Raw genomic sequence first — 24,791 nt, forward strand, 5'->3', positions numbered from 1 at the left:
GCAATATCCCTGCCCGCGTGCGTCGCCGCACGTCCTTCGATTCGATGGAAAGATGGAAAACCTCTCCGGCATCGTCGCGTTCGTCCGCACCGCGGAAGCGCTGAGCTTCGTCGCGGCCGGCCGCGCGCTCGGCATCTCGGCGTCGGCGGTCGGCAAGACGATCGCGAAACTGGAGCAGTCGCTCGGCGTGCGGCTGTTCAACCGCACGACGCGGCGCGTGACGCTCACCGACGAGGGGCGGCATTTCTACGAGCGCTGCCAGCGCATCCTCGAGGATTTCCGCGACGCGGAGGCGACCGTGACGGCGTCCGCGCAGCGCCCGCGCGGCAAGCTGCGCGTGAGCCTGCCGGTGATCGGCTACCGCTTCCTGCTGCCGGTGCTGCCCGAATTCCGGCAGCGCTATCCGGACGTCGAGCTCGATCTCGATTTCAACGACCGGATGGTCGACGTGGTCGAAGGCGGCTTCGACGCGGTGATCCGCAGCGGCCCGCTGTCCGATTCGAGCCTGATGTCGCGGCGGCTCGGCCCGTTCGCGTTCGTGCTGTGCGCGACGCCCGCCTATCTCGCGCAGGCCGGCACGCCGCGCACGCCGCGCGAGCTCGAAGCGCACGACTGCGTGCGCTACTGCTTCCCGACCACCGGCAAGCTGCAGGACTGGGCGCTCGCGGCCGCCGACGGCACGCCGCTCACGCTGCGCACCGCGATGACCTGCAACAACATGGAAGCGCTGCGCGGCGCCGTGCTCGCGGGGCTCGGCATCGGCTACATGCCCGACTTCCTCGCACGCGACGCGCTCGAACACGGCACGCTCGTCACCGTGCTCGACGACTACCGGATCGCGCCGGGACAGTTCTCGATCGTATGGCCGTCGAGCCGGCAGTTGTCGCCGAAGCTGCGCGTGTTCGTCGATTTCCTGTGCGAGCGGCTGTTCAGGTAGCCGCGCCGATCCGCTCCGCTTCCGCCGCCGGCAGCAGCGCGTCGCTGTCGTCCTTCAGCCCGACGCCCGTCAACTGGAGCCTGCGCGCATGCGTCATCAGGTAATGCAGCTTGTGCGCGGCGGCGGCGTGCGGCAGCCCTTCGGGCCGCACGTTCGAGATGCAGTTGCGCAGCGCGTCGTGACAGCCGACCTTCGGCGCCCACGTCAGGTACACGCCGAGGCTGTCCGGCGAACTGAGGCCGGGCCGTTCGCCGATCAGCATCGCGACCACCTTCGCGCGCAGCAGCTCGCCGATCTCGTCGCCGAGCGCGACGCGCGCCTGCGTCGCGACCACCACCGGGCCGATCCGCCAGCCGTCCGCGTCGAGCCGCGGCCGCACGGCCTGCAACAGCGGCAGCGCCTGCTTCGCGGCCGCGAACGCCGACAGCCCGTCGCCCACCACGAACACGACATCGGGCGCGTCGTCGAGCGCCGCCCCGTAGCCGGCCAGCAGCCCGCGGCTGTCGTCCGACAGCTTGCGGCCGAGATCGGGCCGGCGCAGGTAGTGGTCGCGGTCGGGCGCGGCGCTCTGCACGCGCAGCGTCGGCAGCAGGCCGGCCGCCTCGATCTCGCGCCGCAGCGCATCCGCGTCGAGCGGCTGGTGCACCGCGTCGCGCGCCTGCGCATGCGACAGGTTGAAGGCCAGCAGCGGCGCGGTCGGCAGGCTGTTACCCGCGCGGCCGAGCGCGATCCGCGCGTTCGTGAACGACTTCAGCTGCGCCCACGGGTTCTTCTCGACGGCGTCGCTCATGCGGAAATCCCCATCCAGTCGTTCGCGCCCGCGAGCAGCGGCACGCGTGCCGTCGCCGCGCGCAGCGCGCCGTGCGCGTCGGCGATTTCCATCGTCTCCAGCCATTCCTCGAACTCGGGCGCGCGGCGCAGGCCGAGCACCTCGCGCACGTAGAGCTGGTCGTGGAACGACGTGCTCTGGTAGTTCAGCATCACGTCGTCCGCGCCCGGAATTCCCATGATGAAGTTGATGCCAGCCGCCCCCAGCAGCGTCAGCAGCGTGTCCATGTCGTCCTGGTCGGCCTCCGCGTGGTTCGTGTAGCAGATGTCGCAGCCCATCGGCACGCCGAGCAGCTTGCCGCAGAAGTGATCCTCGAGGCCCGCGCGGATGATCTGCTTGCCGTCGTACAGGTATTCGGGCCCGATGAAGCCCACCACCGTATTCACGAGGAACGGCTCGAACTTGCGCGCGACCGCATACGCGCGCACTTCGCAGGTCTGCTGGTCGACGCCGAAATGCGCGTTCGCCGACAGCGCGCTGCCCTGGCCCGTCTCGAAATACATCAGGTTGTTGCCGACCGTGCCGCGCTTCAGCGCCAGCGCGGCCTCGCGCGCTTCGGCGAGCAGCGCGAGCGAGATCCCGAAGCTGGCATTGGCCTTCTCGGTGCCCGCGATCGACTGGAACACGAGGTCGACCGGCGCGCCCTTCTCGATCGCCGCGATCGTGTTGGTCACGTGCGTGAGCACGCACGACTGGGTCGGCACGCCGTAGCGTTCGCGAAAGCCGTCGATCATCGCGAGCAGTTTCACGATCGCCGCGAGGCTGTCGGTGGCCGGATTGATGCCGATCATCGCGTCGCCGCAGCCGTACATCAGCCCGTCGAGCATCGACGCGGCGATGCCCTTCACGTCGTCGGTCGGGTGGTTCGGCTGCAGCCGCACCGACATCCGGCCGGGTAGCCCAACCGTGTTGCGAAAGCGCGTGACGACGCGGCGCTTCCGCGCAGCCGCGATCAGGTCCTGGTTGCGCATCAGCTTCGACACGGCCGCGACCATCTCGGGCGTGAGGCCGGGCGCGATCCGTTCGAGCGCCGCGCCGTCGGCCGCGGGCGACAGCAGCCAGTTGCGGAAATCGCCGACGGTGAGGTGCGAGATTTCCGCGAACGCCTGCGCATCGTGATCGTCGATGATGAGGCGCGTGACCTCGTCGTCTTCATACGGGATCACCGCTTCGTTCAGGAACGCCTTCAGCGGCACGCCCGCGAGCGCGATCTTCGCGGCGACGCGCTCCTCCTCGCTCGCCGCCGCGACGCCGGCGAGCTGGTCGCCGGAACGCAGCGGGCTCGCCTTGGCGAGCAGCGTCTTCAGGTCCGCGAAGCGGTACGTGCGCGGACCGATCGTCTCCGTATAGGACATCGTTCGAATCTCCTTGCCAAAAGCCGACGGCGCGCCCGTTCGACGGGGCGCGCCGGTTGCCGTCAGGAACGGCCTTTCACGTTCACCGTCGTCACGGCGCTCACTCCTCCAGCAGCGCGTCGCCGGGCGCGCTCGCGCGCTGCGAACGGGTCGCGAGGAAGTACGCGTAGCCGACCGCGAGGAAGCCGACGAACACCAGCGCGACCAGCCCGTTGAAATACACCATCGTACCGAGGCAGACGAGCGCCGCCAGGATCGCGAATGCCGGGAAGATCGGGTACAGCGGCGCGCGGAACGGCCGCTCCAGGTTCGGCTGCGAGCGGCGCAGCTTGAACAGCGCCGCCATGCTCACGATATACATCACGATCGCGCCGAACACCGACATCGTCACGATATTCGCGGTGAGCGTCTGGCCGCCGAACTGGATCAGCTCGTCGCTGTAGATCGCGGCAATCCCGACCACGCCGCCCGCGAGGATCGCGCGATGCGGCGTCTTGAAGCGCGGATGCACCTTCCCGAGCCACTCCGGCAGGTAGCCTTCGCGGGCCAGCGCGAAGATCTGGCGCGAATAGCCGAGGATGATCCCGTGGAACGACGCGACGAGCCCAAACAGCCCGAGCCACACGAGCATGTGCATCCAGCCGCTGTTCGCGCCGACGATGTACTTCATCGCCTGCGGCAACGGGTCGTTGATGTTCGCGAGCTTGGTCCAGTCGCCCGCGCCGCCGGCGAACACCATCACGCCGATCGCAAGCGCCACGAGGGTCAGGATGCCGGCCACGTACGCGATCGGAATCGAGCGCTTCGGATTCTTCGCTTCCTCGGCGGCCATCGCGACGCCTTCGATCGCGAGGAAGAACCAGATCGCGAACGGAATCGCCGCGAACATCCCGTGGAACGCGCCCAGGCTGAAGTGATCGGCGCCCGACCAGCCGCCCTTCGTGAAATTGCTCCACGCGAAGCCCGGCGACACGACGCCCATGAACACCAGCAGCTCGAAGATCGCGAGCAGCGTGACGACGAGCTCGAAGGTCGCCGCGATCTGCACGCCGACGATGTTCAGCGCCATGAACACGAGATACGCGCCCATCGCCGCGTGCTTCGGTTCGAGCCCCGGAAACTGCACGTGCAGGTACGCGCCGATCGCGAGCGCGATCGCGGGCGGCGCGAACACGAACTCGACCAGCGTTGCGGCGCCGGCCAGATAGCCGCCGGTCGGGCCGAATGCGCGGCGCGCATACGCGAACGGGCCGCCCGCGTGCGGGATCGACGTCGTCAGCTCGGTGAAACTGAAGATGAAGGTGGTGTACATCGCCGCGACGAACAGCGCGGTGATCACGAAACCCAGCGTGCCCGCGCTCGCCCAGCCGTAGCTCCAGCCGAAGTATTCGCCGGAAATCACGAGGCCGACCGCGATGCCCCACAGTTGCCAGGTCCCGAGCGTCTGCTGCAGCGCGGGCTGGCCGGAGGACTTGGCGCCGGCGGCGGGCCGGCCATTCGACTCTGCTTTCATCGGACTCTCCTCAAAGGCGCCGGCCTGCGGGCCCGCGCGACTGAGAATCGATGCTAGAGAGTCATTAAACGACGTGTTATCGAAATTCGGCAAAGATCGCGGCTGACATTTCGCTTGCGGAAACGCTTGCGGTACCGCTCGCGGCAACGCCCGCCGCGCCCGTTGCCACGCCGGTCCGGCCCGCGCGATGCGGGCCGGATCGGCCGTGCCGACCGGCCTTACTGGCCGCCGCCGCGCTGGTTGAACCAGCGGTCGAGCAGCTTGCCGGCCGCTTCCCGGCCGCCGAGGCCGAACGACAGCGCAACGGCCACCGCGATCGCGCCGAGCACGAGGCCGAACGCGAGCTGCACGATTTCGTTCGCGATGCCCATCGCGCGCAGCCCCATCGCGAACACGAGGCCGAGGATCGCGAATTGCGCGATGCGCGCGAACAGCACGCTGTGTTCGCGGTCGGCCTGCTCGATCACGCGGCGCGCGAGGCCCGCGAGCCACACGCCGATCACGAGGATCACGCCGCCCATCAGCACGTGGCCGCCGAATTCGATGAACAGCGTGACGACGTCGCGCACCTGCGTGAAGCCGAGCCGGTTCGCGGCCTCGACCGACGCGAACAGCATCGCGAAGAACACGATCAGTCGCGCGACCAGCACCGACGGCTGCAGGATGCCCGAGAACACGCGCTCGACGCCGAGCACGGCCGGCAGCCCGTCGACGCCGGCGGCTTCCAGCAGCTTCTGCGCGAGCGACGCGACGAAGCGCGCGAAGTAGAACGTGACCAGCACGATCACGATCGCCGCGACGATGTCCGGCACCGCGCCGAGGAACTGGTTCAGCATGTTGGTCGCGGGAATCGAGATCGCGTCGATCTTCAGCGCATCGAGCGCGGAGATCAGCGTCGGCACGAACACGAACACGTAGACGATGGTGCCGACCAGGCTCGACACGCGCACGGGCGTCGGGCTGTCGATCCCTTGCGTGAGACGGTCGGCGCCGGCGGCGACCAGCAGGTTCGTCACCAGGCCGCGCAGCACGCGCGCGACGACCCAGCCGACGAAGCCGATCACCGCGGCCGCGAAAATGTTCGGCACGATCGCGAGCAGCTTGTCGACCATCCCCTGCACCGGCGACAGCAGGCCCGACAGCGCGAACGAGCCGAGGATCGCCGGCAGGAACATCAGGATCACGAGCCAGAACAGCACGTCGCCGAGATAGCCGCTCATCGGCTGCATGCCGGCGCTTTCGGACAGCGTGGCGTCGACCTTGCTCGCCTTCAGCGCGCGGTTCGCAAGGCTGCGCAGCAGCGACGCGATCAGCCACGCGATCAGCGTCAGCGCCGCGCCGCCGATCAGGTTCGGCAGGTAGTTGACGATGTGCGTGACGAGCAGCGAGAACGGATTGGACACCGCGTACAGGTTGAGCACGTTGAAGATGCCCACCGCGGTGACGAGCAGCACGAGCCAGAACAGGCCGCCGGCGATGATGCGTTCGACGCAGGCGCCCTGGCCGGTGCTGTCGGTGATCCGCTGATCGACCTTCAGCGCGTTGAGCAGCCGGAGCGCGCCGGCCCGCACCGCGACGGCGATCAGCCAGCCGATCACCAGGATGCCGATCGCGCCGGCGATCTTGGGCAGGTATCCGCCTAGCGTGGCCTGCAGCGACGTGATGAAGCTGGAAGCATCCATTTCTTCTTCTCCCGAAAACGTGGTGTGGCGATTGAACATCGACGAACGACCTGCGTAATTCGAAAAGCGTGCTGCTCCGTCCGGGCAACTTACCCGAGAAAAATGACGCGTTCACCCGATTTCACCGTCTTTAACTTTAGTTCTACTTCTCGGCGGGACAAGACCCTATTTCGTTGAAAATTAAAAAGGGGCGGATGCTGGGCGGCTACGCATTTCCGCAAGATTTGTCCATTCGGCCCGTGCTACCGTGGCGTCGGTTCCAGCCCGGACACGCCGATGACCCCAGCCGAAACGAAAACCGACCCGCCCGCGTGGGTGCGCTACGCGGCAAGCGTGGCGCGGGTCCACGCGTACATCAGCGCGCATCTCGACGGCCCGCTCGACCTGAACCGGCTCGCCGAAGTCGCGTGCCTGTCGCCGTATCACTGGCAGCGCGTCTACCGCGCGCTGTACGGCGAGTCGATCGTGCTGACGGTGCGGCGGATGCGGATCGTGCGGGCGTCCGAGGATCTGGTCTGCACCGCGCGGCCGCTCGACGAGATCGCGCGGCGCGCGGGCTACGGGTCGACGCACGCATTCGCGCGGGCGTTTCGCGACGCGTACGGCGTGCTGCCCGCGCAGCACCGGCGCACCGGCATCCACCGGCCGATTTATCCATTACAGCGAGGAGAGGCAGACATGTTCAAGCACGAGGTCGAGATCCGGCGCCTGCCGGCACTGCGCGGCTACGCGGTGACGCACACCGGTGCGTACATGAAGGTGGGGGACGCGTTCGCGCGGATCGGTGCGTGGGTCGGGCAGCACGGGCTGATCGGCCCGGGCGCGAAGATGATCGGGATTTTCTACGACGATCCGGACACGACGCCCGAAGCGCAGTTGCGCGCGAAAGCGTGCTTCATGCCGGCCGACGGCGCGCCGGACGTCGCGCCCGTGCCGACGGTCGAGCGTGCGACGATAGCAGCCGGCGAATACGCGGTGCTGCTGCATACGGGGCCGTATGCGGACCTGAAGACGGCCTACCAGTGGCTGTACGGCGACTGGCTGCGTCACTCGGGCCGCGAAGCCGCCGACGCGCCGCCGTTCGAGCTATACCTCAATACGCCGATGGATACCGCGCCGGCCGACCTGCGCACCGAAATTCACCTGCCGCTGCGCTGAGCGACGGGTGTGCCGTGGCGCCGTGTATCTGGACGGACCGCGACGATATTGCTGGTGCGAGGATGCCCGGGACGACATCGGGCATGCCGGTGTGCCGGCCTTGAACGCAGCGCGCCGGCGCGAATTCGCGGAGATCCTCAAGCAGCCTGCGTCCCGCAGCCGGGACAGAACCGCGCATCGGCCGCCAGCGCCGCGTGGCAACGGCTGCACGCCTTGCCGCGTTGCGCCGCGCCGCACTGCGCGCAGAAGCGTGCCTCGGCCCCGTTGAGCGCGCCGCAGCCCGCACACGCGAGCTGGCTCAGCGGCACGTTGCCGCGCTGGCCGCCTTGCCCGCCACCGGCGTCGGCCGGCGCCTGCCAGCCCCAGCCGTGGCGATCGCGCCCGCGCGCATCGTGGCCGCCCTGGCGCGACCCGCCGTGATGCCCGCCACCGTGGCCGCCATGGCCCCCGTTTCCGCTATTGCCGTGCCCGCTGCCGTGCCCGCCGCCATGGCCGCCGAGTATCCGTTTCAGAAAGCTCATCGTCCGCTCCTCAACGCTTGGCCGGTGCGCCGCCGAACGCCCCGGAGGACGACAGCAGCCGCAAGCCGTTGGCCACGACGATCAGGCTCGCGCCCGCGTCGGCGAAGACCGCCATCCACATCGTGCCGAGCCCCGCGACCGTGAGGCCGAGGAACACGACCTTCACGCCGAGCGCGAAGCCGATGTTCTGCACCAGCACGCGGTGCGTCGCGCGCGACAGCCGCACGAATGCGGGAATCTTGCGCAGGTCGTCGTCCATCAGCGCGACGTCGGCCGTCTCGATCGCCGTGTCGGTGCCCATCGCGCCCATCGCGAAGCCGATGTCGGCGCGCGCGAGCGCCGGCGCATCGTTGATCCCGTCGCCGACCATCCCGACCGCGCCCGCGCCGCTCGCCGCCAGTTCCTCGACCGCCGCGAGCTTGTCCTCCGGCAACTGGTTGCCGCGCGCGTCGTCGATGCCGGCCTGCTGCGCGATCGCCTGCGCGGTATGCGGGTTGTCGCCGGTCAGCATCGCAGTGCGGATGCCGAGCGCATGCAGATCGGCGATCGCATCGCGGCTCGTGTCCTTGATCGTGTCGGCCACCGCGAAGATGCCGAGCACGCGCGTGGCGTCGACCAGCACGACGACGCTCTTGCCCTGCCGCTCCAGCGCGTCGAGCTTCGCCTCGAGCGCCGTCGAGCAGCGTTCGAGTTCCTCGACGAGCCGGTGATTGCCGAGCCAGTAGCGCGTGCCGTCGATCGTGCCGCGCACGCCGCGCCCGACGATCGCTTCGAAGTCCTGCACGTCCGCGAAGGCCGTCGTACCGGCGTCGCGGGCCGCGGCGGCGATCGCCTGCGACACCGGGTGATCGGAGCGCGCCGCGAGACTTGCACCGAGGTGCCGCACGCGCGCCGCATCGGCATCGTCCGCGTGCACGTCGAAGTCGGTCTGCACCGGCTTGCCGTGCGTGATCGTGCCGGTCTTGTCGAGCGCGAGCCACGCGAGCTTGCGCCCTTCTTCCAGATAGACGCCGCCCTTCACGAGAATCCCGCGCCGCGCCACGGCCGCGAGCCCCGACACGATCGTCACCGGCGTCGAGATCACCAGCGCGCACGGGCAAGCGATCACGAGCAGCACGAGCGCGCGATAGATCCAGTCGTGCCATGCGCCGCCCATCACGAGCGGCGGCACCACCGCGACCAGCAGCGCGACCGCGAATACGATCGGCGTGTAGACGCGCGCGAACTGGTCGACGAAGCGCTGCGTCGGCGCCTTCGCGCCCTGCGCTTCCTCGACCGCGTGGATGATCCGCGCGAGCGTCGAGTTGGCCGCGACGGCCGTCACGCGGTAGTCGAACGAACCCGATTCGTTGATCGTGCCCGCGTACACCGCGTCGCCGCTCGCCTTTTCGACGGGCAGGCTTTCACCGGTGATCGGCGCCTGGTTGACCGTCGAGCGGCCCGCGACGACTTCGCCGTCCAGCCCGATCCGCTCGCCCGGCTTCACGCGGACGACCGCGCCGAGCGCGATCTGCGCGGCCTCGATCGTGCGCCACGCGCCGTCGGCCTGCTGCACGGTCGCGGTATCCGGCGCGAGCTGCATCAGCCCCTGGATCGCATTGCGCGCGCGGTCGAGCGACTTCGCCTCGATCAGCTCGGCGATCGTGAACAGCACCATCACCATCGCGGCTTCCGGCCACTGACCGATCGCCATCGCGCCCGTCACCGCGATGCTCATCAGCGCGTTGATGTTCAGGTTGCCGTTGCGGATCGCGATCCAGCCCTTCTTGTACGTGGTCAACCCGCACGCGAGCACCGCGGCGAGCGCGAGCGCCGCCGACAGCCACACCGGCAGCCCGGCCCAGGTCGCGCCTTCGGACGCGATCGCCGCGACGCCGGCGAGCGCCAGCGGCCACCACGGCTTCGCGGGCGGCGGCGCGATGGGCGCTCCCGGTGCATCGGCCGACGCGGCTTCCGGCGTCATGCCGAGCGAGCGGATCGCACTTTCGAGCGCCGGCTGCGCGCCGGGCACGTGCTCGACGGTCAGCATCCGCTGCATCAGGTTGAATTCGAGCGCCGACACTTCGCCCATCCCGCCGAGCTTCTTGCGGATCAGCGTTTCCTCGGTCGGGCAGTCCATCTGCATGATGCGGAACGCGGAGCGCACGTGGCCCGACGCGGTTGCCTGCGCGACCGGCAGCGGCGCGAGCGTCAGCGCGGCCGGCGCGCAGCAGTCGCCGGCCGCGTGGTCGTGGTCGTGGTCGTGGTCGTGGTCGTGGTCGTGGTCGTGGTCGTGGTCGTGGTCGTGACCGGCATGGTCATGCGCGGCGTGGTCGTGCGAACACGTCGCACCGTGCACATGCTGGTCGTCGCCCGCATGGCCGTGACCGTGGTCATGACCCGCCTCGCCGTGCGCGGTGTGATCGTGCCCGTGGCCGTGATCGTGGTCATGGCCGTGCGCGTGCTCGCCGGCCGCCGGCGCCGCGTCGGCAACGGTCGCCGTCTGCGTGTCGCGCGCATCGGCGCAGCACGCATCGGCGCCGCCGGCATGGCGGTGTCGTGGGTCGGGGGTACGCTTGGCGTCGATCATGACAACCTCCTTTGTGGCTTGACGGTGTAGAGTTAACACCCTGAAGCCACTACAAGGTCAACCCTTACACGGGAGAAAGGCATGAAGATTGGCGAACTGGCCAAAGCGGCCCGCTGCACGCCCGAGACGATCCGTTTCTACGAGAAAGAGGGTCTGATGCCGGATGCGGAGCGCACCGATTCGAACTACCGCAACTACACCGACGTGCACGTCGAGCGGCTGCGCTTCATCCGCAACTGCCGCGCACTCGACATGGCGCACGACGAAATCCGCGCGCTGCTGCGGCTCACCGACACGCCGGCCGACCGCTGCGATTCGATCAATTCGCTGCTCGACGATCACATCGGACACGTCGACGCGCGCCTCGCGGAACTCACGCATCTGCGCGACCAGCTCACCGAATTGCGCCGCCAGTGCGTCGGCGAGCATTCGGTCGAGGATTGCGGCATCGTGCATGGCCTTGCGACGATGGAAACCGTCGCGCCGGCCGCGAAGCGCTCGCACCTCGGCTGAAACCCTTGTCAAACCAGATAGTCTGATTGAGAATAGTTATATTCTTACTAGATATACTTTAACTATTCATGTCTACGAGCCGCCCGTCCCCGCTCGCGCTGGCCGTCCTCGCGACGCTCACCGAAACGCCGATGCATCCGTACGGGATGCTGCAGCAACTGAAGGCCCGCGGCTACGACGAAGTCGTCAACGTGCGGCAGCGCACGAGCCTGTACCAGACGATCGACCGGCTGCTGCGCGACGGGCTGATCGCCGTGCACGACACCGAACGCGACGGCGCGTTTCCGGAGCGCACGGTGTATGCGCTGACGGAAGCCGGGCACACGGCCGGGCAGGCATGGCTGCATGCGCTGCTCGCGGAGCCCGCCCGTGAATTTCCGGCGTTCGGCGCCGGCCTCGCGTTCCTGCCGCTGCTCGATGCGGAAGATGCGCGTCACCAGCTCGAGCTGCGCATCGCGCGGCTTGACGCCGAGCGCGAGCGGCTGGAAGCGCTGCGCGCCACCGCACAGGCCGACCAGGTGCCGCGCCTGTTCCTGCTGCAGAACGAGCATGCGCTCGTGCTGCTCAATGCGGAGCTCGACTGGGCGCGCAGCGTCGTCGAACACCTGAAGATCGGCGCGCTGCGCTGGGTGGACGGCTGACGCGCGGCGCCGGCCGATGCCCGGCGGCAGCGGCCGTCGGCCGCATCAAAGTACCTTGCCGGGATTCAGGATGCCGCGCGGGTCCAGCGCGGCCTTCAGCCGCCGCATCAGCCCGATTTCCGCGCCGCTGCGCGTGTGCGCCAGATAAGGACGCTTGAGCACGCCGATCCCGTGCTCGGCCGACACCGAGCCGCCCATGTCGCGCACCACCGCATACACGCAGTGATCGAGCGCATCGGCGTCCGCGTCGGTCATCGCGGCCAGCGACACGCCGATATGCACGTTGCCGTCGCCGACATGGCCGAAGAACAGGCACGTGAGCGCCGGCCAGCGCGCCCGCAACGCCGCCTCGCAGCGTTCGGCGAACGCGCCGAGTTCGCCCGTCGGCAGACTCACGTCGAAGTTGACGAGCTGCGGCAGCGCATCGATCGCGAGACCTTCGCGCAGCGCCCACAAATCGCGCGCCTGCCGCTCGGAGGTCGCGAGTACCGCATCGTCGACGAGCCCTGCATCGAATCCCGCGGCCAGCCCCGTTTCGAGCGCCTGGTGCGCATCGCCGCCCGGCGCGCTCGTCGCGCATTCGATCAACACCACGAAACCGCCGTCGCCGATGAACGGTGCCGATACCCCGGGCGTATGCCGCGCGACGTAGTCGTAGAACGCCGGCCACATCGCCTCGAAGCTGACGACTTCCGGCAGCGTGCGGACACGATTCCACAGCGCGACCACCGCGTCGTAGTCGCGCACGCGGCAGAGCGCCGTGGCCGGCGCCGCGAGCAACGGATGCAGCCGCAGCACCGCGCGCGTGACGACGCCGAGCGTCCCTTCGCTGCCAATGAACAGCTGCTTCAGGTCGTAGCCCGCGTTGTTCTTCAGCATCCGGTTCATCGACGACACGATCGTGCCGTCCGCGAGCACCGCCTCGAGCCCGAGCACCTGCTCGCGCATCATCCCGTAGCGGATCGCGCGCGTGCCGCCCGCATTGGTCGCGAGCATGCCGCCGATCTGGCACGAGCCGCGCGCGCCGAGATCGACGCCGAACGTGAAGCCCGCCGATTCGGCGGCTTCCTGCACCGTCTGCAGCGGCGTGCCCGCGCGCACGGTGATCGTACCGGCCGCCGCGTCGAGCGCTTCGATGCCCGCGAAGCGCTCCATCGACAGCACGACCTCGCCGCCCAGCGCGACCGCCCCGCGCGCGAGCCCGGTCAGCCCGCCTTGCGGCACGACCGGCTGGCCGAGCCGCGTGCACAGCGCGAGCGTGCGCGACACGTCGTCGACGCTGCACGGGCGCACCAGCGCGCGCGGTCGCACGCCGGCCGGCTCGTTGTACGCGGTGAAGTAACGCGGATCGATATCGGCCGCGCGCGTGACGAGCGCGTCGCCCAGTTCGGCGGCGAGCACGGCATCGACGGCCTCGTCCGGCAGCGGCCTGCCGTCCGGCTCGCTACCCGCGGCGCTCGTGTTCGAGGTCGGCATAGTGCGCGGCCCCGCTTACTTCGTCGAGATGTCGATATCGCCGAAATACTTCAGCCCGAGCGACTTCACCGTGCCGTCCGCCTTCAGCTTGTCGATCGCCGCGTCGAGCTTCGCCTTCAGCGCGTCGTCGCCCTTGCGCAGGCCGAACGCGATGCCGCTGCCGAGGATCTTGTCGTCGTGCACCGGCTGGCCGACGAACGAGAAGCCCTTGCCGTCCGGGCGCGACAGGAAGCCGCGCTGGCCCGACGGCGCGAGCACGAGCGTCGCGTCGAGGCGGCCCGCGACCAGATCCGTATACGCCTGGTTCTGGTCCTGGTACGCGACGATCGCGACGCCTGCCGGCTCCCAGTGCGCCTTCGCGAAGGTTTCCTGGATCGACGCCTGCAGCACGCCCACGCGCTTGCCCTTCAGCGATTCGGGCGTCGGCAGCAGCCCGCTGCCGGTGCGCGCGATCAGCTGGGTCGGCACGCGATAGATGATCGTCGTGAAGTCGATCGCCTGGCGCCGTTGCTCGGTCGCGTTCATCGCCGAGTTGATCGCGTCGAACTTGCGGCCCTTCAGCGCCGGAATCAGTCCGTCGAACGAAGTCTCGACCCATTTGCACGACAGCTTCGCCGTCTGGCAGACGGCATTGCCGACGTCGATATCGAAGCCCTGCAGGTCGCCGTTCGGCGCCTTCGATTCGAACGGCGGGTATTGCGCTTCGAGGCCGAAGCGCAGCGTCGGCGCATCGGCGAGCGCCGCGCCGGAGCCGATTGCGCACGCGAGTGCAAATGCGAGTTTCAAGGTAGCCGTGTGTTTCATCGTGATCTCCTGGGTCTGGTCGATGCGACGTCTCCGCCGCCGGTTTCCGTATGGGCTTTACAGCGAACGCAGCCGCCGCGCGCCTTCGACCAGCGTCGCGTCGTCCTTCGAAAAACTGAGCCGGATCACGCCGGCGTCGGTGCCGTCGGTATAGAACGCCGACAGCGGAATCGTCGCGACACGCGCGTCGCGGATCAGGCGCAGCACGAAATCGCTGTCGCTTTCGTCCGAGAAGTGGCGAAAGCGCGCGAGCATGAAGAACGAGCCTTCGCTCGGCAGCAGCTCGAAACGCGAATCGGCCAGCTCGCGCGCGAGCAGGTCGCGCTTGGCCTGGTAGAACGCCGACAGGCCGAGATAGCTGTCCGGCCGCGCGAGGATCTCCGCGAACGCGACCTGCATCGGCGTGTCGGCCGAGAACACCATGAACTGGTGCACCTTGCGGATCTCGTCCATCAGCTCGGCCGGTGCGAGGCAATGGCCGACCCGCCAGCCGGTCACGTGGAACGACTTGCCGAACGACGACACGATCACGCTGCGCTCGGCCAGCTCGCGGTGGCGCGCGACGCTCTGGTGCTGCGCGCCGTCGAACACGACGTGCTCGTACACTTCGTCGGACAGCACCACGATGTCCCTATCGCGCGTGAGCTGCGCGAGGCGCGCCAGATCGTCGGCGGAGAACACCGTCGCGGTCGGGTTGTGCGGCGTGTTGACGATGATCATCCGCGTGCGCGGCGTGATGGCCGCGGCCACCTCGTCCCAGTTCACGCGGAAATGCTCAGGCGACAGCTTGATCGCGACCGGCGTCGCGCCCTGCAGCCGCACGATCGGCGCATAGCTGTCGAACGACGGCTCGAAATAGATCACCTCGTCGCCGGGATGCACGAGCGCGCTGATCGCCGCGTAAAGCCCTTCGCTCGCGCTCGCGATCACCGTGATTTCGGTCGCCGGATCGTAGCGCGCGCCGTACAGCGCCTCGGTCTTCTCGGCGAGCCGCTCGCGCAGCGCGATCACGCCGGCCATCGGCGCGTACTGGTTGTGACCGTCGCGCATCGCACGCGCGACGCCTTCGACGAGCGCCGGATCGGGCGCGAAATTCGGCGCGCCCTGCGACAGGTTCAGCGCGTCGTGTTGAGCAGCCAGTTGGCCAATTACCGTGAAGATCGTCGTCCCGACGTCGGGCAGTTTCGAACGGGGCGCGGTGGCGCTTCGCATGACTCCTCCTCCTGATGTCCTTCGGGCGGGCCGCTCGACATGTGCGCGGCCTGCATCTGCCGCATGATTTAGCCCGAGCCAATATCGGCGGACAATCGAAAGTTCGTCATGGCGGCCATGCATTTTTCTCATGGCTCGCCCGGAGAAGGGCCTGGCGGCAAGGCCAGACTGCGCGCCTGATATGCGAATCAGGCATTTCCCCGAGGGAAGCTACGCGTCCGCCGCCACGAGGTACGCGAGCAGCACGGCCCGCAGTTCGCGGCGCTGCGCGGCGAAATCGAGCGTCGGCCCGAGCGTCAGCAGCGCCTGCGACAGGCCGCCGTAGCAGATCGTGTGGGCCATCCGCGCGAGCCCGTCGAGCCGCGCGGCCGGCGGCGGGTCGGCCGCTTGGGCCAGCGCGTCGCGCCACAGCGCGACATAGGCGTCGTAATGCCGGCGATAGGCGGCGAGCGGCGACACCTGCCGCTCCAGCGCGAACAGCGCGCCCCACAGCGCCGCGTCGGCGGCGATCGTATCGACCTGGAGGTCGACCAGCGCGACGGCGAGTTCGGCCCGCGACGCACCGCGCAACCGCTGCACCGTGTCGCGCAACCGGTCGGCCAGCGCCAGCACGCGGCGGTGGATGCAGAGCGCCGCGAGGCTCTGCTTGTCGCCGAAATACTCGTAGAAGGTGCCGATGCTGACGCCCGCGACGGCCGCGATCTCGCGGATCGTCGCCTTCGCGTAGCCGCGTTCGAGCAAAAGCTGAACGAACGCCTGTTGCAGCGCGTCGGAGCTCGCCTGCGCGCGCGACTGGCGCGGCCGGCGGCGCAATGCGGGCGCGGGTTGCGCCGCCGGCGAGCCGGGCAGCGCCGGAACCTGAACATGTCGCGGCGGCATATTTGCTACTCTGAATTCAGCAGGGAATACGTTTTACCGGAAGCCGGAATCCGCGCCGAAGCGCGTTGCGCGGCACGACACCGGCTGACCGCGCAGCATGAGACCGGAGACAACCGCGATGACCGACTCGACTCACGCCGTCACGAACCAGTTCGACGAACTCGTCGACTATAACCTCTTCGCGACGGATCTCGCGCTGCGCGACGCGCTCGCCCGGGCCGGCGCCGACTGGGCCGTGCCACGGCTCGACGCGTACGGCGCGCGGCTCGGCAGCGCCGACACCGCGCGGCTCGCCGACGAAGCGAACCGCCACACGCCGGAACTGCACACGTTCGACCGGCGCGGCCGGCGCATCGACCGCGTCGACTTCCATCCCGCCTGGCACGCGCTGCTCGGCCAGTACCGCCATGAAGGCTTCGTGTCGCTCGCGTTCCGCGAGTCGCGCCGCGGCCGCTGGGCCGCGACGGCCGCCGGCTTCTACCTGCATGGCCAGATCGAGGCCGGCACGCTGTGCCCGGCCACGATGACGCAGGCCGCGATCCCCGTGCTGCAGAAGGAGCCGGCGCTGTGGGACCTGCTGCGCGACAAGCTCTACAGCGACGACTACGATCCGCGCGACGTGCCGGTCGCCGACAAGCGCGCGATCTGGTTCGGCATGGGTATGACCGAGAAACAGGGCGGCTCCGACGTGCGTGCGAACACGACGCTCGCCACGCCGGTCGGCGCGGGCGGCCGGGGCGGCGAATACCGGCTGCGCGGCCACAAGTGGTTCTTCTCCGCGCCGATGTGCGACGCGCACTTGGTCGTCGCGCGCACCGAGGCCGGCAGCCCGTCGTGCTTCTACGTGCCGCGCTGGCGGCCGGACGGCACGAAGAACGCGGTCGAGATCCAGCGGCTGAAGAACAAGGTCGGCAACCGCAGCAACTCGAGCAGCGAGATCGAGCTGAACGACGCGTGGGGCATCATGCTCGGCGACGAAGGCCGCGGCATTCCGACCATCATCGAGATGGCCACCACCACGCGGCTGAACTGCGTGCTCGGCAGCGCGGCGATGCTGCGCCAGGGCGTCGTGCAGGCGATCGCCTACACGCGCCAGCGCCATGCGTTCGGCCGCGCGCTCGCCGAGCAGCCGCTGATGCGCACCGTGCTCGCCGATCTCGCGCTGGAGAGCGAAGCGGCGCTGTCGCTCGCGATGCGGCTCGCCGATGCGTTCGAACGCGACGACTCGCCCCGCGAACGCGCGTGGAAGCGGATCGTCACGCCCGCCGCGAAATTCTGGGTCTGCAAGCGCGCGGTCGAGCTGACCGGCGAGGTGATGGAAGTGTTCGGCGGCAACGGTTACGTCGACGACGGCCCGATCGCGCGCCTGTTCCGCGAGGCGCCCGTCAACTCGATCTGGGAAGGCTCCGGCAACGTGATGTGCCTCGACGTGCTGCGCGCCGTATCGCGCGAGCCCGACGCGGCCGCCGCGCTGTTCGACGAACTGGCCGACCTCGGCGCGGGCGAACCGCGCATTCGTGCCGCGCTCGACGGATTGCGCGCGATGCTCGCCGCCCCGACCGACACGCTCGAAGCGTCGGGCCGCGTGTTCGCGCAGCGGCTCGCGGTCGTCGCGCAGGCGTGCCTGCTGCGCCGCGATGCGCCGGCGGTCGTCACCGACGCGTTCGTCGCGACGCGGCTCGCCGCGCCCGACTGGGGCCGTATCGCGGGCGGCTTCGATCCGCACGCGATCGACGTCGCCGCGCTGCTGCAGCGCGCGTACCCGGCCTGACGCCGGCCCGTTCACCCGATTTCGCGTTCGTTCGCCCGCCCGGAGCCTCGATGAACCTCGTCGCCGCCCTCGACCGCGCCGCCCGTGCGACGCCCGACAAGCCGTTCCTCGTCAGCGAATCCGCGACGATCACGTATGCGGCCGCGCGCGAGCGTTCGCACCGGGCGGCGGCCGTGCTGAGCGCGCTCGGCGTCGCGGCCGGCGACCGTGTCGCGGCGATGTGCTTCAACACGCCGGCTTTCGTCGACCTGATGTTCGGCGCATGGCGGCTCGGCGCGGCGTTCGTGCCCATCAACCACAAGCTGCAGGCGCCGGAAGTCGACTACGTGCTCGAACACAGCGGCAGCACCGCGCTGCTGTTCGACGTGGCGCTCGCGCCGGTGGTCGAGCGGATCGTGCATCCGGCGCGGCGGCTCGTGACCGAGGGCGAACTCGACGGCGTGCCGAATTTCGACACGATGTGCGCGACGATGGACGGCCTCCCGGGCATCGAGCCGGCCGACGACGACGTCGCGCAGATCCTCTACACGTCCGGCACGACCGGCCGCCCGAAGGGTTGCGTGCACAGTCATCGCACGGTGACGCTCGCCGCGATGCAGGCGGCGCTCGCGACCGGGATCGGCCGCAACGAGCGCACGCTGATGGCAATGCCGATCTGGCATTCGTCGCCGCTGAACAACTGGTTCGGCGGCACGCTGGTCGCGGGCGGCACCGTCGTGCTGCTGCGCGAATACCATCCGCTGCGCTTCCTGCAGACCATCGAGCGCGAGCGCGTGACGCTGTATTTCGGTGCGCCGGTGTCGTACACGCTGCCGCTCGACACGATCGACGGCTTCGCGGCATTCGACCTGTCGAGCGTGCGCGCGTGGCTGTACGGCGGCGGCCCGATCGGCGCCGCGCAGGCCGAACGGCTCGCGCAAGCGTATCGCAGCCACGCGTTCTTCCAGGTGTATGGGATGACGGAAACCGGCCCGGCCGGCACGACGCTGTATCCGGACGAACAGATCGCGAAGGCCGGCTCGATCGGCCGTCAGGGCGGCCCAGGCGTCGACCTGCGGGTCGTGCGGATGGACGGCGTCGATGCGCAGCCGGGCGAGACCGGCGAGATCTGGCTGAAGACCGATTGCATGATGCTCGGCTATCTCGACGACGCGGCCGCGACGCGCGCCGCGTTCGCGCCGGACGGCTGGTATCGCACCGGCGACATCGCGCGGATCGATCAGGACGGCTACCTGTTCATCGTCGACCGGCTGAAGGACATGATCGTCACCGGCGGCGAGAACGTCTATTCGAAGGAAGTGGAGGACGTGCTCGGCGCGCACCCGGACATCGCCGAGGCGGCCGTCGTCGGCGTGCCGCATCCGGACTGGGGCGAAACGGTCGTCGCGCACGTCGTGATGCGGGCGAACGCGGCGCCCGATGCGGACGCGCTGCGCGCGTTCTGCGGCGAGCGGCTCGCCGCGTACAAGATTCCGCGCGAGTTCACGTTCGCGCAGGCGCTACCGCGCACGCCGACCGGTAAGTTGCAGAAGTTTCTGCTGCGGGTGCGGGGGGACTAGCCGCCGGTTCGCGTCGATAAAAAAGCCACCGGACCCATCGGGTCCGGTGGCTTTTGCATGAGGCGCGGGGCGGCGCGTTACACCGCCGCCCGCGCGTCCCATCAGGCTGCTTACTTGCCGCCGATGCTCTTCAGCGGCTTCCAGTCGCCCTTCTCGACCTTGTACATCGTGATGCCGCCGTTCTTCAGGTCGCCCTTCGCGTCGTACGCGACGTGCGTCGACGTCACACCGGCCATGTCGGTCTTCGCGAGCACCGGCAGGTACTTCGCCGGATCGGTCGAATCGGCCTTCTTCATCGCGTTCAGCATCGCCATCGCGCCGTCGTACGCGTACGGCGAGTACGTCTGCACGTCTTCGCCGAAACGCTTCTTGTACTTGTCGGCGTAAGCCTTGCCGCCCGGCATTTCTTCCAGCGGCAGGCCGGCCAGCGACGCGATCGTGCCTTCGGCCGCGTTGCCCGCGATCTTCAGGAACGTCGGCGTCTTCACCATTTCGCCGCTCATCAGCGGGGCGGTGATGCCGAGCGTCTTCATCTGCTTGACCATCGGCGCTGCCTGCGAATCCGCGCCGCCGTAGTAGACGAGGTCCGGCTTCGCCGCCTTCAGCTTCGTGAGAATCGCCTTGAAGTCGACGGCCTTGTCGTTCGTGAATTCGCGGTCGACGATCGTCGCGCCGCCGGCCTTCGCGGCCTTCTCGAACTGGTCGGCGAGACCCTGGCCGTAGGCCGTGCGGTCGTCGACGATCGCGATCTTCTTCATGCCGAGATCCTTCGACGCGAACGTGCCGGCCACCGAGCCCTGCTGCGTGTCGGACGTCATCATGCGGAAGGTCGTCTTGTAACCCTGCTGCGTGTATTCCGGCGCCGTCGCCATCGCGATTTCCGGAATGCCCGCGTTCGCGTAGATGCGCGAAGCCGGAATCGTGGTGCCCGAGTTGAAGTGGCCGAGCATGCCCTTGATGCCGTCGTCGACCAGCTTCTGGGCGACCGTCGTACCCGTGCGCGGGTCAGCCTGGTCGTCCTGCGTGTCGAGCACGAACTTCACGGCCTTGCCGCCGATCTTCGGGTTCGTCGCGTTGAAGTCTTCCAGCGCGAGCACGATCCCGTTCTGCATATCCTTGCCGTAGTGCGCCTGCGCGCCCGTCATCGGCCCTGCGTAACCAATCTTCACGTCATCCGCATGAGCCGTCCCCGCCAGCGACATGACGGCGACGAACGTCGCGCCTGCCACCTTTTTCATCGTGTGTTGCATAGCATCTCCTTGGTACCAGGGTAAATGAAGCGGCTTCGGGATCGCCTGGCCGCTTCCTTTGTTTGATCCGAACGGCAAGGATGATCAGCCGATCGCCATCAAATTCGCATTGCCGCCCGCCGCGGCCGTATTCACGCTCACCGAGCGTTCCGTCAGCAGCCGCTCGAGCGCGTAGTCTTCCGCATCGCCGTTCTCGAACGCGCCCGCCGACACGCCCTGCACCGACACGATCGGGCCCGGCCGCTGCGCGACGTCCTTCACGAGCGTCTGCAGTTCGTCGCTGTCGCCTTCGAACAGCACCGCGTCGAACGGCGCATCGGCCTGCTTGCGCACGGCCGCGTGCGCCTTCAGCGACGCCGGCAGCGCGGCGACCAGCGCCTCGCCCGCCGCGCCGGCGAACAACGCACGGTTGCCGGTCGCCAGCACCGCCGCGAACTGCGCACGCGCGCCGCCCGGCGTCGCCGCGACACACAGCACCGTGCCGCGCGGGCCGAGTGTATACGTGTTTCGCTCGCCCGTCGGGCCGCTCAGCACCGCGGTCGCGCCGGCCGGCACCTGCGCGAGGTAGCCGTCGCAACGCGCGGCCAGCGCCGGCTCGCGCTGCTCGATCAGCCAGTCGCGCAGCGTCGTGAGCGCCGCCGCCGGGTTGCCGCGCGCATCGCTTTCGGTCGCGCCGTCCGCCACCAGCGACTGCGCGAGCGAGCGCGGCAGGCCCGACGGACGCGTCGCGAGCAGGCGCTGCAGGTACAGCGCGCCGCCGGCCTTCGGGCCCGTGCCCGAGAGCCCTTCGCCGCCGAACGGCTGCACGCCGACCACCGCGCCGATCACGTTGCGGTTCACGTAGATGTTGCCCACGTGCGCATTCGAGATCACGTGCGCGATCGTCTCGTCGATCCGCGTGTGAATGCCGAGCGTCAGCCCGTAGCCGGTCGCGCGGATCTGCTCGAGCAGCTTGTCGAGCTGGCTGCGGCGGTAGCGCACCACGTGCAGCACGGGGCCGAACACTTCACGCTTGAGCTCGTCGATGCTGCCGATCTCGATCAGCGTCGGCGGCACGAACGTGCCGTGCGCGCACGCGTCGGGCATCGGCAGTTGCGTGACCGCGTGGCCCTTGTCCTTCATCGCCGCGACGTGCGTGTCGATCGTCTGCTTCGCTTCGGCGTCGATCACCGGGCCGACATCGGTCGACAGCCGGTCCGGGTTGCCGAGCGCCAGCTCGTGCATCGCGCCCTTGAGCATCGTCAGCGTGCGGTCCGCGACGTCGTCCTGCAGACACAGAACGCGCAGCGCCGAACACCGTTGACCGGCCGAGTCGAACGACGACTGCATCACGTCCGCGACGACCTGCTCCGCGAGCGCCGACGAGTCGACGATCATCGCGTTCTGGCCGCCCGTTTCGGCGATCAGCGGAATCGGCTTGCCGTCCGGGTCGAGGCGCGCGGCGAGCGTCTTGTTGATCAGGCGCGCGACTTCGGTCGAGCCGGTGAACATCACCGCACGCGTGCGCGGATCGGCGACCAGCGCCGCGCCGACGGTCTCGCCGGTGCCCGGCAGCAGTTGCACCGCGCCGGCCGGCACGCCGGCCTCGCGCAAGAGGCGCACAGCTTGCGCGGCGATCAGCGGCGTCTGTTCGGCCGGCTTCGCGAGCACCGTGTTGCCGGCGGCGAGCGCCGCGGCCACCTGGCCCATGAAGATCGCGAGCGGGAAGTTCCACGGGCTGATACAGACCACGGGGCCGAGCGGGCGGTGCGTGTCGTTCGAGAATTCGCCGCGGATCTGCGCCGCGTAATAGCGCAGGAAGTCGACCGCTTCGCGGATTTCGGCGATCGCGTTCGGCAGCGACTTGCCGGCTTCGCGCACGATCAGGCCCATCAGCGTGTGCATCTGCGCTTCGAGAAGGTCAGCGGCGCGCACCAGGCAATCGGCGCGTGCGTCGACCGGCGTCGCCTGCCAGATCGGCGCGGCGGCCACCGCATGCGCGAGCGCCGCGCTCACGTGCTCGGACGTCGCTTCGCTGACCGTGCCGACCACGTCGCGCTGGTCGGCCGGGTTGCGCACGTCGCGCGCCGGTGCGTCGGCGAGCGCGTCGTCAGCGAGCATCGGCGCCGCGCGCCAGGGGTGGTGCGCGCTCGCGAGCAACGCGGACGACAACGACGCGAGACGGTGTTCGTTCGACAGGTCGAGGCCCATCGAGTTGGGGCGCTCGTCGCCGTACAGGTTGCGCGGCAGCGGAATCTTCGCGTGCGGCGCGCCGAGCGGCACGACCTTCGACGCCTCGTCGACCGGATCGGCGACCAGTTCCTTCACCGGCACGGTTTTATCCGCAATGCGGTTCACGAACGACGTGTTCGCGCCGTTTTCCAGCAAACGGCGCACGAGGTACGCGAGCAGCGTCTCGTGCGTGCCGACCGGCGCGTACACGCGGCACGGACGGTTCAGCTTGTCGCGGCCCGTGACTTCCTCGTACAGCGGCTCGCCCATCCCGTGCAGGCACTGGAATTCGTACTGGCCCGGGTAGTAGTTCTGGCCGGCCAGGTGATAGATCGCGGCCAGCGTGTGCGCGTTGTGCGTCGCGAATTGCGGGTAGACGGCGTCCGGCGCTCCGAGCAGCTTCTTCGCGCACGCGAGGTACGACACGTCGGTGTAGATCTTGCGCGTGTAGACCGGATAGCCTTCGAGGCCGTCGACCTGCGCCCGCTTGATCTCGCTGTCCCAGTACGCGCCCTTCACGAGGCGGATCATCAGGCGGTGACGGCTGCGGCGCGCGAGATCGATCAGGTAGTCGATCACGAACGGGCAGCGCTTCTGGTAGCCCTGCACGACGAAGCCGATGCCGTTCCAGCCCGCGAGCTCCGGATCGAAGCACAGCGCCTCGAGCAGGTCGAGCGACAGTTCGAGACGGTCGGCCTCTTCCGCGTCGATGTTCAGGCCGATGTCGTAGCGGCGCGCGAGCAGCGCGAGTGCGCGCACGCGCGGCAGCAGCTCGCTCATCGTGCGGTCCTGCTGCGAACGCGAGTAGCGCGCATGCAGCGCCGACAGCTTGATCGAGATGCCCGGGCCTTCGTAGATGCCGCGGCCGCCGGCCGCCTTGCCGATCGCGTGGATCGCCTGTTCGTAGGATGCGTAGTAGCGCTGCGCGTCCTCTTCGGTCGTCGCCGCTTCGCCGAGCATGTCGTACGAGTAGCGGAAGCCGCGCGCTTCGTACTTGCGGCTGTTCGCGAGCGCTTCGGAAATCGTTTCGCCGGTGACGAACTGTTCGCCCATCAGGCGCATCGCCATGTCGACGCCCTTGCGGATCAGCGGCTCGCCGCCGCGGCCGATCAGGCGCGTGAGCGCCGACGACAGGCCCGCTTCGCTGTTGGTCGTCACGAGCTTGCCGGTGATCATCAGCCCCCAGGTCGCCGCGTTCACGAACAGCGACGGCGCGTGGCCGACGTGCGAGCGCCAGTCGCCCTTGCTGATCTTGTCGCGGATCAGCGCATCGCGCGTCGCGCGATCCGGAATGCGCAGCAGCGCTTCGGCGAGGCACATCAGCGCGACGCCTTCCTGGCTCGACAGCGAGAACTCGTGGATCAGCCCCTCGACGCCGCCGCCCGAGCTCTTCTCGCGCAGCGCCTCGACCAGCTTCGTCGCGAGCGCCTGCACGTCCGCCTGCAGGTTCGCGGGCAGGCGCGCCTGGCCGAGCAGGAACGGCACGCACTCCGGCTCCGGGCGGCGGTACGCGGCCGTGATCGCCGCGCGCAGCACCGATTGCGGCTGCACGTTCTGCGCGAACTCGAGGAACGGATGCGGCGAGTTGTCGTCGTCGCCGTCCGCGGCCTGACCGTCGGCGAGCTCCGTCACGCCGCTGTGGCCCGACAGCTCGGGCGGCAGCTGGCCGTGCTCGATCCGCTCGAGATACGCGAAGATCGCCTGCTTGATCAGCCAGTGGGGAGTGCGCTCGAGACGCGCCGCCGCGTCTTTCAGGCGCGAGCGGAGAAGGTCGTCGACTTTGACGCCGAGAGTCGTGCTTGCCATGGTGGGTTCGTGCGCCGGTGCGAGCCCGGCAATGTGGTGTAAGAGGATGCGCGAAATCCTACGGCACGCAATAAAAAGGTGCAACCAAATTGAGAGATAGGTTGC

The 24,791-nt window shown here is 69.0% G+C and carries 18 protein-coding genes; 6 read left to right on the forward strand and 12 right to left on the reverse strand.

Annotated elements, in window-relative coordinates:
• Positions 1-52 precede the first annotated feature (52 nt).
• Complete coding sequence (locus BLS50_RS07945) at positions 53-937, forward strand: LysR family transcriptional regulator (protein WP_074801777.1); 885 nt, start codon at positions 53-55, stop codon at positions 935-937.
• On the opposite strand, the gene eutC is transcribed toward BLS50_RS07945, so the two are convergent.
• The 4 genes from eutC to BLS50_RS07965 form a co-directional block, all read right to left on the reverse strand.
• On the reverse strand, positions 930-1,727 hold the full coding sequence (gene eutC, locus BLS50_RS07950) for an ethanolamine ammonia-lyase subunit EutC (RefSeq protein ID WP_023477993.1): 798 nt from the start codon (positions 1,725-1,727) through the stop codon (positions 930-932). The two genes, BLS50_RS07945 and eutC, sit on opposite strands and share 8 nt — an antisense overlap.
• Positions 1,724-3,121, reverse strand: a complete 1,398-nt coding sequence (locus BLS50_RS07955; protein WP_012327621.1) for an ethanolamine ammonia-lyase subunit EutB — start codon at positions 3,119-3,121, stop codon at positions 1,724-1,726. Before BLS50_RS07955 ends, eutC begins: the two co-directional genes overlap by 4 nt.
• Positions 3,122-3,221: 100 nt before the next feature.
• The gene (eat, locus tag BLS50_RS07960) at positions 3,222-4,634 is read right to left on the reverse strand and encodes an ethanolamine permease (RefSeq protein WP_027806342.1); all 1,413 of its coding nucleotides are present in this window, start codon (positions 4,632-4,634) and stop codon (positions 3,222-3,224) included.
• Between the two features lie 218 nt (positions 4,635-4,852).
• Positions 4,853-6,316, reverse strand: a complete 1,464-nt coding sequence (locus BLS50_RS07965; RefSeq protein WP_012327619.1) for a mechanosensitive ion channel — start codon at positions 6,314-6,316, stop codon at positions 4,853-4,855.
• A 276-nt stretch (positions 6,317-6,592) separates the two neighbouring features.
• Here BLS50_RS07965 and BLS50_RS07970 point away from each other — a divergent pair, with 276 nt between their 5' ends.
• Positions 6,593-7,474 (forward strand): AraC family transcriptional regulator, encoded by an 882-nt coding sequence (locus BLS50_RS07970; RefSeq protein WP_074801780.1) that lies wholly within the window; start codon positions 6,593-6,595, stop codon positions 7,472-7,474.
• Positions 7,475-7,611: 137 nt separating this feature from the next.
• On the opposite strand, the gene BLS50_RS07975 is transcribed toward BLS50_RS07970, so the two are convergent.
• Positions 7,612-7,995 (reverse strand): zinc ribbon domain-containing protein, encoded by a 384-nt coding sequence (locus tag BLS50_RS07975; protein ID WP_074801782.1) that lies wholly within the window; start codon positions 7,993-7,995, stop codon positions 7,612-7,614.
• 10 nt (positions 7,996-8,005) lie between these two features.
• Positions 8,006-10,564, reverse strand: a complete 2,559-nt coding sequence (locus BLS50_RS07980; protein WP_074801784.1) for a heavy metal translocating P-type ATPase — start codon at positions 10,562-10,564, stop codon at positions 8,006-8,008.
• An 81-nt stretch (positions 10,565-10,645) separates the two neighbouring features.
• Between BLS50_RS07980 and cadR the strand changes: the two genes are divergently transcribed.
• Both cadR and BLS50_RS07990 read left to right on the forward strand, forming a co-directional pair.
• Complete coding sequence (gene cadR / locus BLS50_RS07985) at positions 10,646-11,077, forward strand: Cd(II)/Pb(II)-responsive transcriptional regulator (RefSeq protein ID WP_006477300.1); 432 nt, start codon at positions 10,646-10,648, stop codon at positions 11,075-11,077.
• 68 nt (positions 11,078-11,145) lie between these two features.
• A complete protein-coding gene (locus BLS50_RS07990; protein ID WP_006477299.1) occupies positions 11,146-11,718 on the forward strand; it encodes a PadR family transcriptional regulator in 573 nt (190 codons plus the stop codon).
• Positions 11,719-11,763: 45 nt separating this feature from the next.
• On the opposite strand, the gene BLS50_RS07995 is transcribed toward BLS50_RS07990, so the two are convergent.
• The 4 genes from BLS50_RS07995 to BLS50_RS08010 all read right to left on the reverse strand — a co-directional run bounded on the left by BLS50_RS07995 (position 11,764) and on the right by BLS50_RS08010 (position 16,089).
• Complete coding sequence (locus tag BLS50_RS07995; RefSeq protein WP_074801786.1) at positions 11,764-13,194, reverse strand: FAD-binding oxidoreductase; 1,431 nt, start codon at positions 13,192-13,194, stop codon at positions 11,764-11,766.
• A gap of 15 nt (positions 13,195-13,209) precedes the next feature.
• Complete coding sequence (locus BLS50_RS08000) at positions 13,210-13,998, reverse strand: ABC transporter substrate-binding protein (protein WP_074801788.1); 789 nt, start codon at positions 13,996-13,998, stop codon at positions 13,210-13,212.
• A gap of 57 nt (positions 13,999-14,055) precedes the next feature.
• Complete coding sequence (locus BLS50_RS08005; RefSeq protein WP_074801791.1) at positions 14,056-15,210, reverse strand: pyridoxal phosphate-dependent aminotransferase; 1,155 nt, start codon at positions 15,208-15,210, stop codon at positions 14,056-14,058.
• 210 nt (positions 15,211-15,420) lie between these two features.
• Entirely contained in the window at positions 15,421-16,089 is a 669-nt protein-coding gene (locus BLS50_RS08010) for a TetR/AcrR family transcriptional regulator (protein ID WP_027806350.1), read from the reverse strand.
• Positions 16,090-16,207: 118 nt separating this feature from the next.
• On the opposite strand from BLS50_RS08010, the gene BLS50_RS08015 reads away from it, so the two are divergent.
• Together BLS50_RS08015 and BLS50_RS08020 are read left to right on the forward strand one after the other, a co-directional pair.
• Positions 16,208-17,860 carry an acyl-CoA dehydrogenase family protein gene (locus BLS50_RS08015; RefSeq protein ID WP_074801794.1) on the forward strand — a complete coding sequence of 551 codons (1,653 nt, stop codon included), beginning with the start codon at positions 16,208-16,210 and terminating at the stop codon, positions 17,858-17,860.
• Positions 17,861-17,910: 50 nt separating this feature from the next.
• Positions 17,911-19,419, forward strand: a complete 1,509-nt coding sequence (locus BLS50_RS08020; RefSeq protein ID WP_074801797.1) for a class I adenylate-forming enzyme family protein — start codon at positions 17,911-17,913, stop codon at positions 19,417-19,419.
• A gap of 110 nt (positions 19,420-19,529) precedes the next feature.
• Here BLS50_RS08020 and BLS50_RS08025 read toward each other — a convergent pair whose 3' ends face one another.
• Complete coding sequence (locus BLS50_RS08025) at positions 19,530-20,669, reverse strand: branched-chain amino acid ABC transporter substrate-binding protein (RefSeq protein WP_011546793.1); 1,140 nt, start codon at positions 20,667-20,669, stop codon at positions 19,530-19,532.
• Between the two features lie 84 nt (positions 20,670-20,753).
• Positions 20,754-24,686, reverse strand: coding sequence for a trifunctional transcriptional regulator/proline dehydrogenase/L-glutamate gamma-semialdehyde dehydrogenase (putA, locus tag BLS50_RS08030; protein ID WP_074801799.1), 3,933 nt, complete (start codon positions 24,684-24,686; stop codon positions 20,754-20,756).
• Between the last annotated feature and the right edge of the window lie 105 nt (positions 24,687-24,791).

This window comes from Burkholderia orbicola, from assembly GCF_900100915.1.
In the GTDB taxonomy this organism is placed as follows: domain Bacteria; phylum Pseudomonadota; class Gammaproteobacteria; order Burkholderiales; family Burkholderiaceae; genus Burkholderia; species Burkholderia orbicola.

Bases quoted from the DNA above. Each gene is read 5' to 3' on its own strand.
- BLS50_RS08025 (WP_011546793.1), bottom strand. From the start codon at position 20,669: ATGCAACACACGATGAAAAAGGTGGCAGGCGCGACGTTCGTCGCCGTC.
- BLS50_RS07975 (WP_074801782.1), bottom strand. From the start codon at position 7,995: ATGAGCTTTCTGAAACGGATACTCGGCGGCCATGGCGGCGGGCACGGC.
- BLS50_RS07955 (WP_012327621.1), bottom strand. From the start codon at position 3,121: ATGTCCTATACGGAGACGATCGGTCCGCGCACGTACCGCTTCGCGGAC.
- BLS50_RS08000 (WP_074801788.1), bottom strand. From the start codon at position 13,998: ATGAAACACACGGCTACCTTGAAACTCGCATTTGCACTCGCGTGCGCA.
- BLS50_RS08010 (WP_027806350.1), bottom strand. From the start codon at position 16,089: ATGCCGCCGCGACATGTTCAGGTTCCGGCGCTGCCCGGCTCGCCGGCG.
- BLS50_RS08020 (WP_074801797.1), top strand. From the start codon at position 17,911: ATGAACCTCGTCGCCGCCCTCGACCGCGCCGCCCGTGCGACGCCCGAC.
- BLS50_RS07980 (WP_074801784.1), bottom strand. From the start codon at position 10,564: ATGATCGACGCCAAGCGTACCCCCGACCCACGACACCGCCATGCCGGC.
- BLS50_RS08005 (WP_074801791.1), bottom strand. From the start codon at position 15,210: ATGCGAAGCGCCACCGCGCCCCGTTCGAAACTGCCCGACGTCGGGACG.
- BLS50_RS07995 (WP_074801786.1), bottom strand. From the start codon at position 13,194: ATGCCGACCTCGAACACGAGCGCCGCGGGTAGCGAGCCGGACGGCAGG.
- BLS50_RS07965 (WP_012327619.1), bottom strand. From the start codon at position 6,316: ATGGATGCTTCCAGCTTCATCACGTCGCTGCAGGCCACGCTAGGCGGA.
- BLS50_RS07945 (WP_074801777.1), top strand. From the start codon at position 53: ATGGAAAACCTCTCCGGCATCGTCGCGTTCGTCCGCACCGCGGAAGCG.
- eat (WP_027806342.1), bottom strand. From the start codon at position 4,634: ATGAAAGCAGAGTCGAATGGCCGGCCCGCCGCCGGCGCCAAGTCCTCC.
- eutC (WP_023477993.1), bottom strand. From the start codon at position 1,727: ATGAGCGACGCCGTCGAGAAGAACCCGTGGGCGCAGCTGAAGTCGTTC.
- BLS50_RS07990 (WP_006477299.1), top strand. From the start codon at position 11,146: ATGTCTACGAGCCGCCCGTCCCCGCTCGCGCTGGCCGTCCTCGCGACG.
- BLS50_RS08015 (WP_074801794.1), top strand. From the start codon at position 16,208: ATGACCGACTCGACTCACGCCGTCACGAACCAGTTCGACGAACTCGTC.
- cadR (WP_006477300.1), top strand. From the start codon at position 10,646: ATGAAGATTGGCGAACTGGCCAAAGCGGCCCGCTGCACGCCCGAGACG.
- BLS50_RS07970 (WP_074801780.1), top strand. From the start codon at position 6,593: ATGACCCCAGCCGAAACGAAAACCGACCCGCCCGCGTGGGTGCGCTAC.
- putA (WP_074801799.1), bottom strand. From the start codon at position 24,686: ATGGCAAGCACGACTCTCGGCGTCAAAGTCGACGACCTTCTCCGCTCG.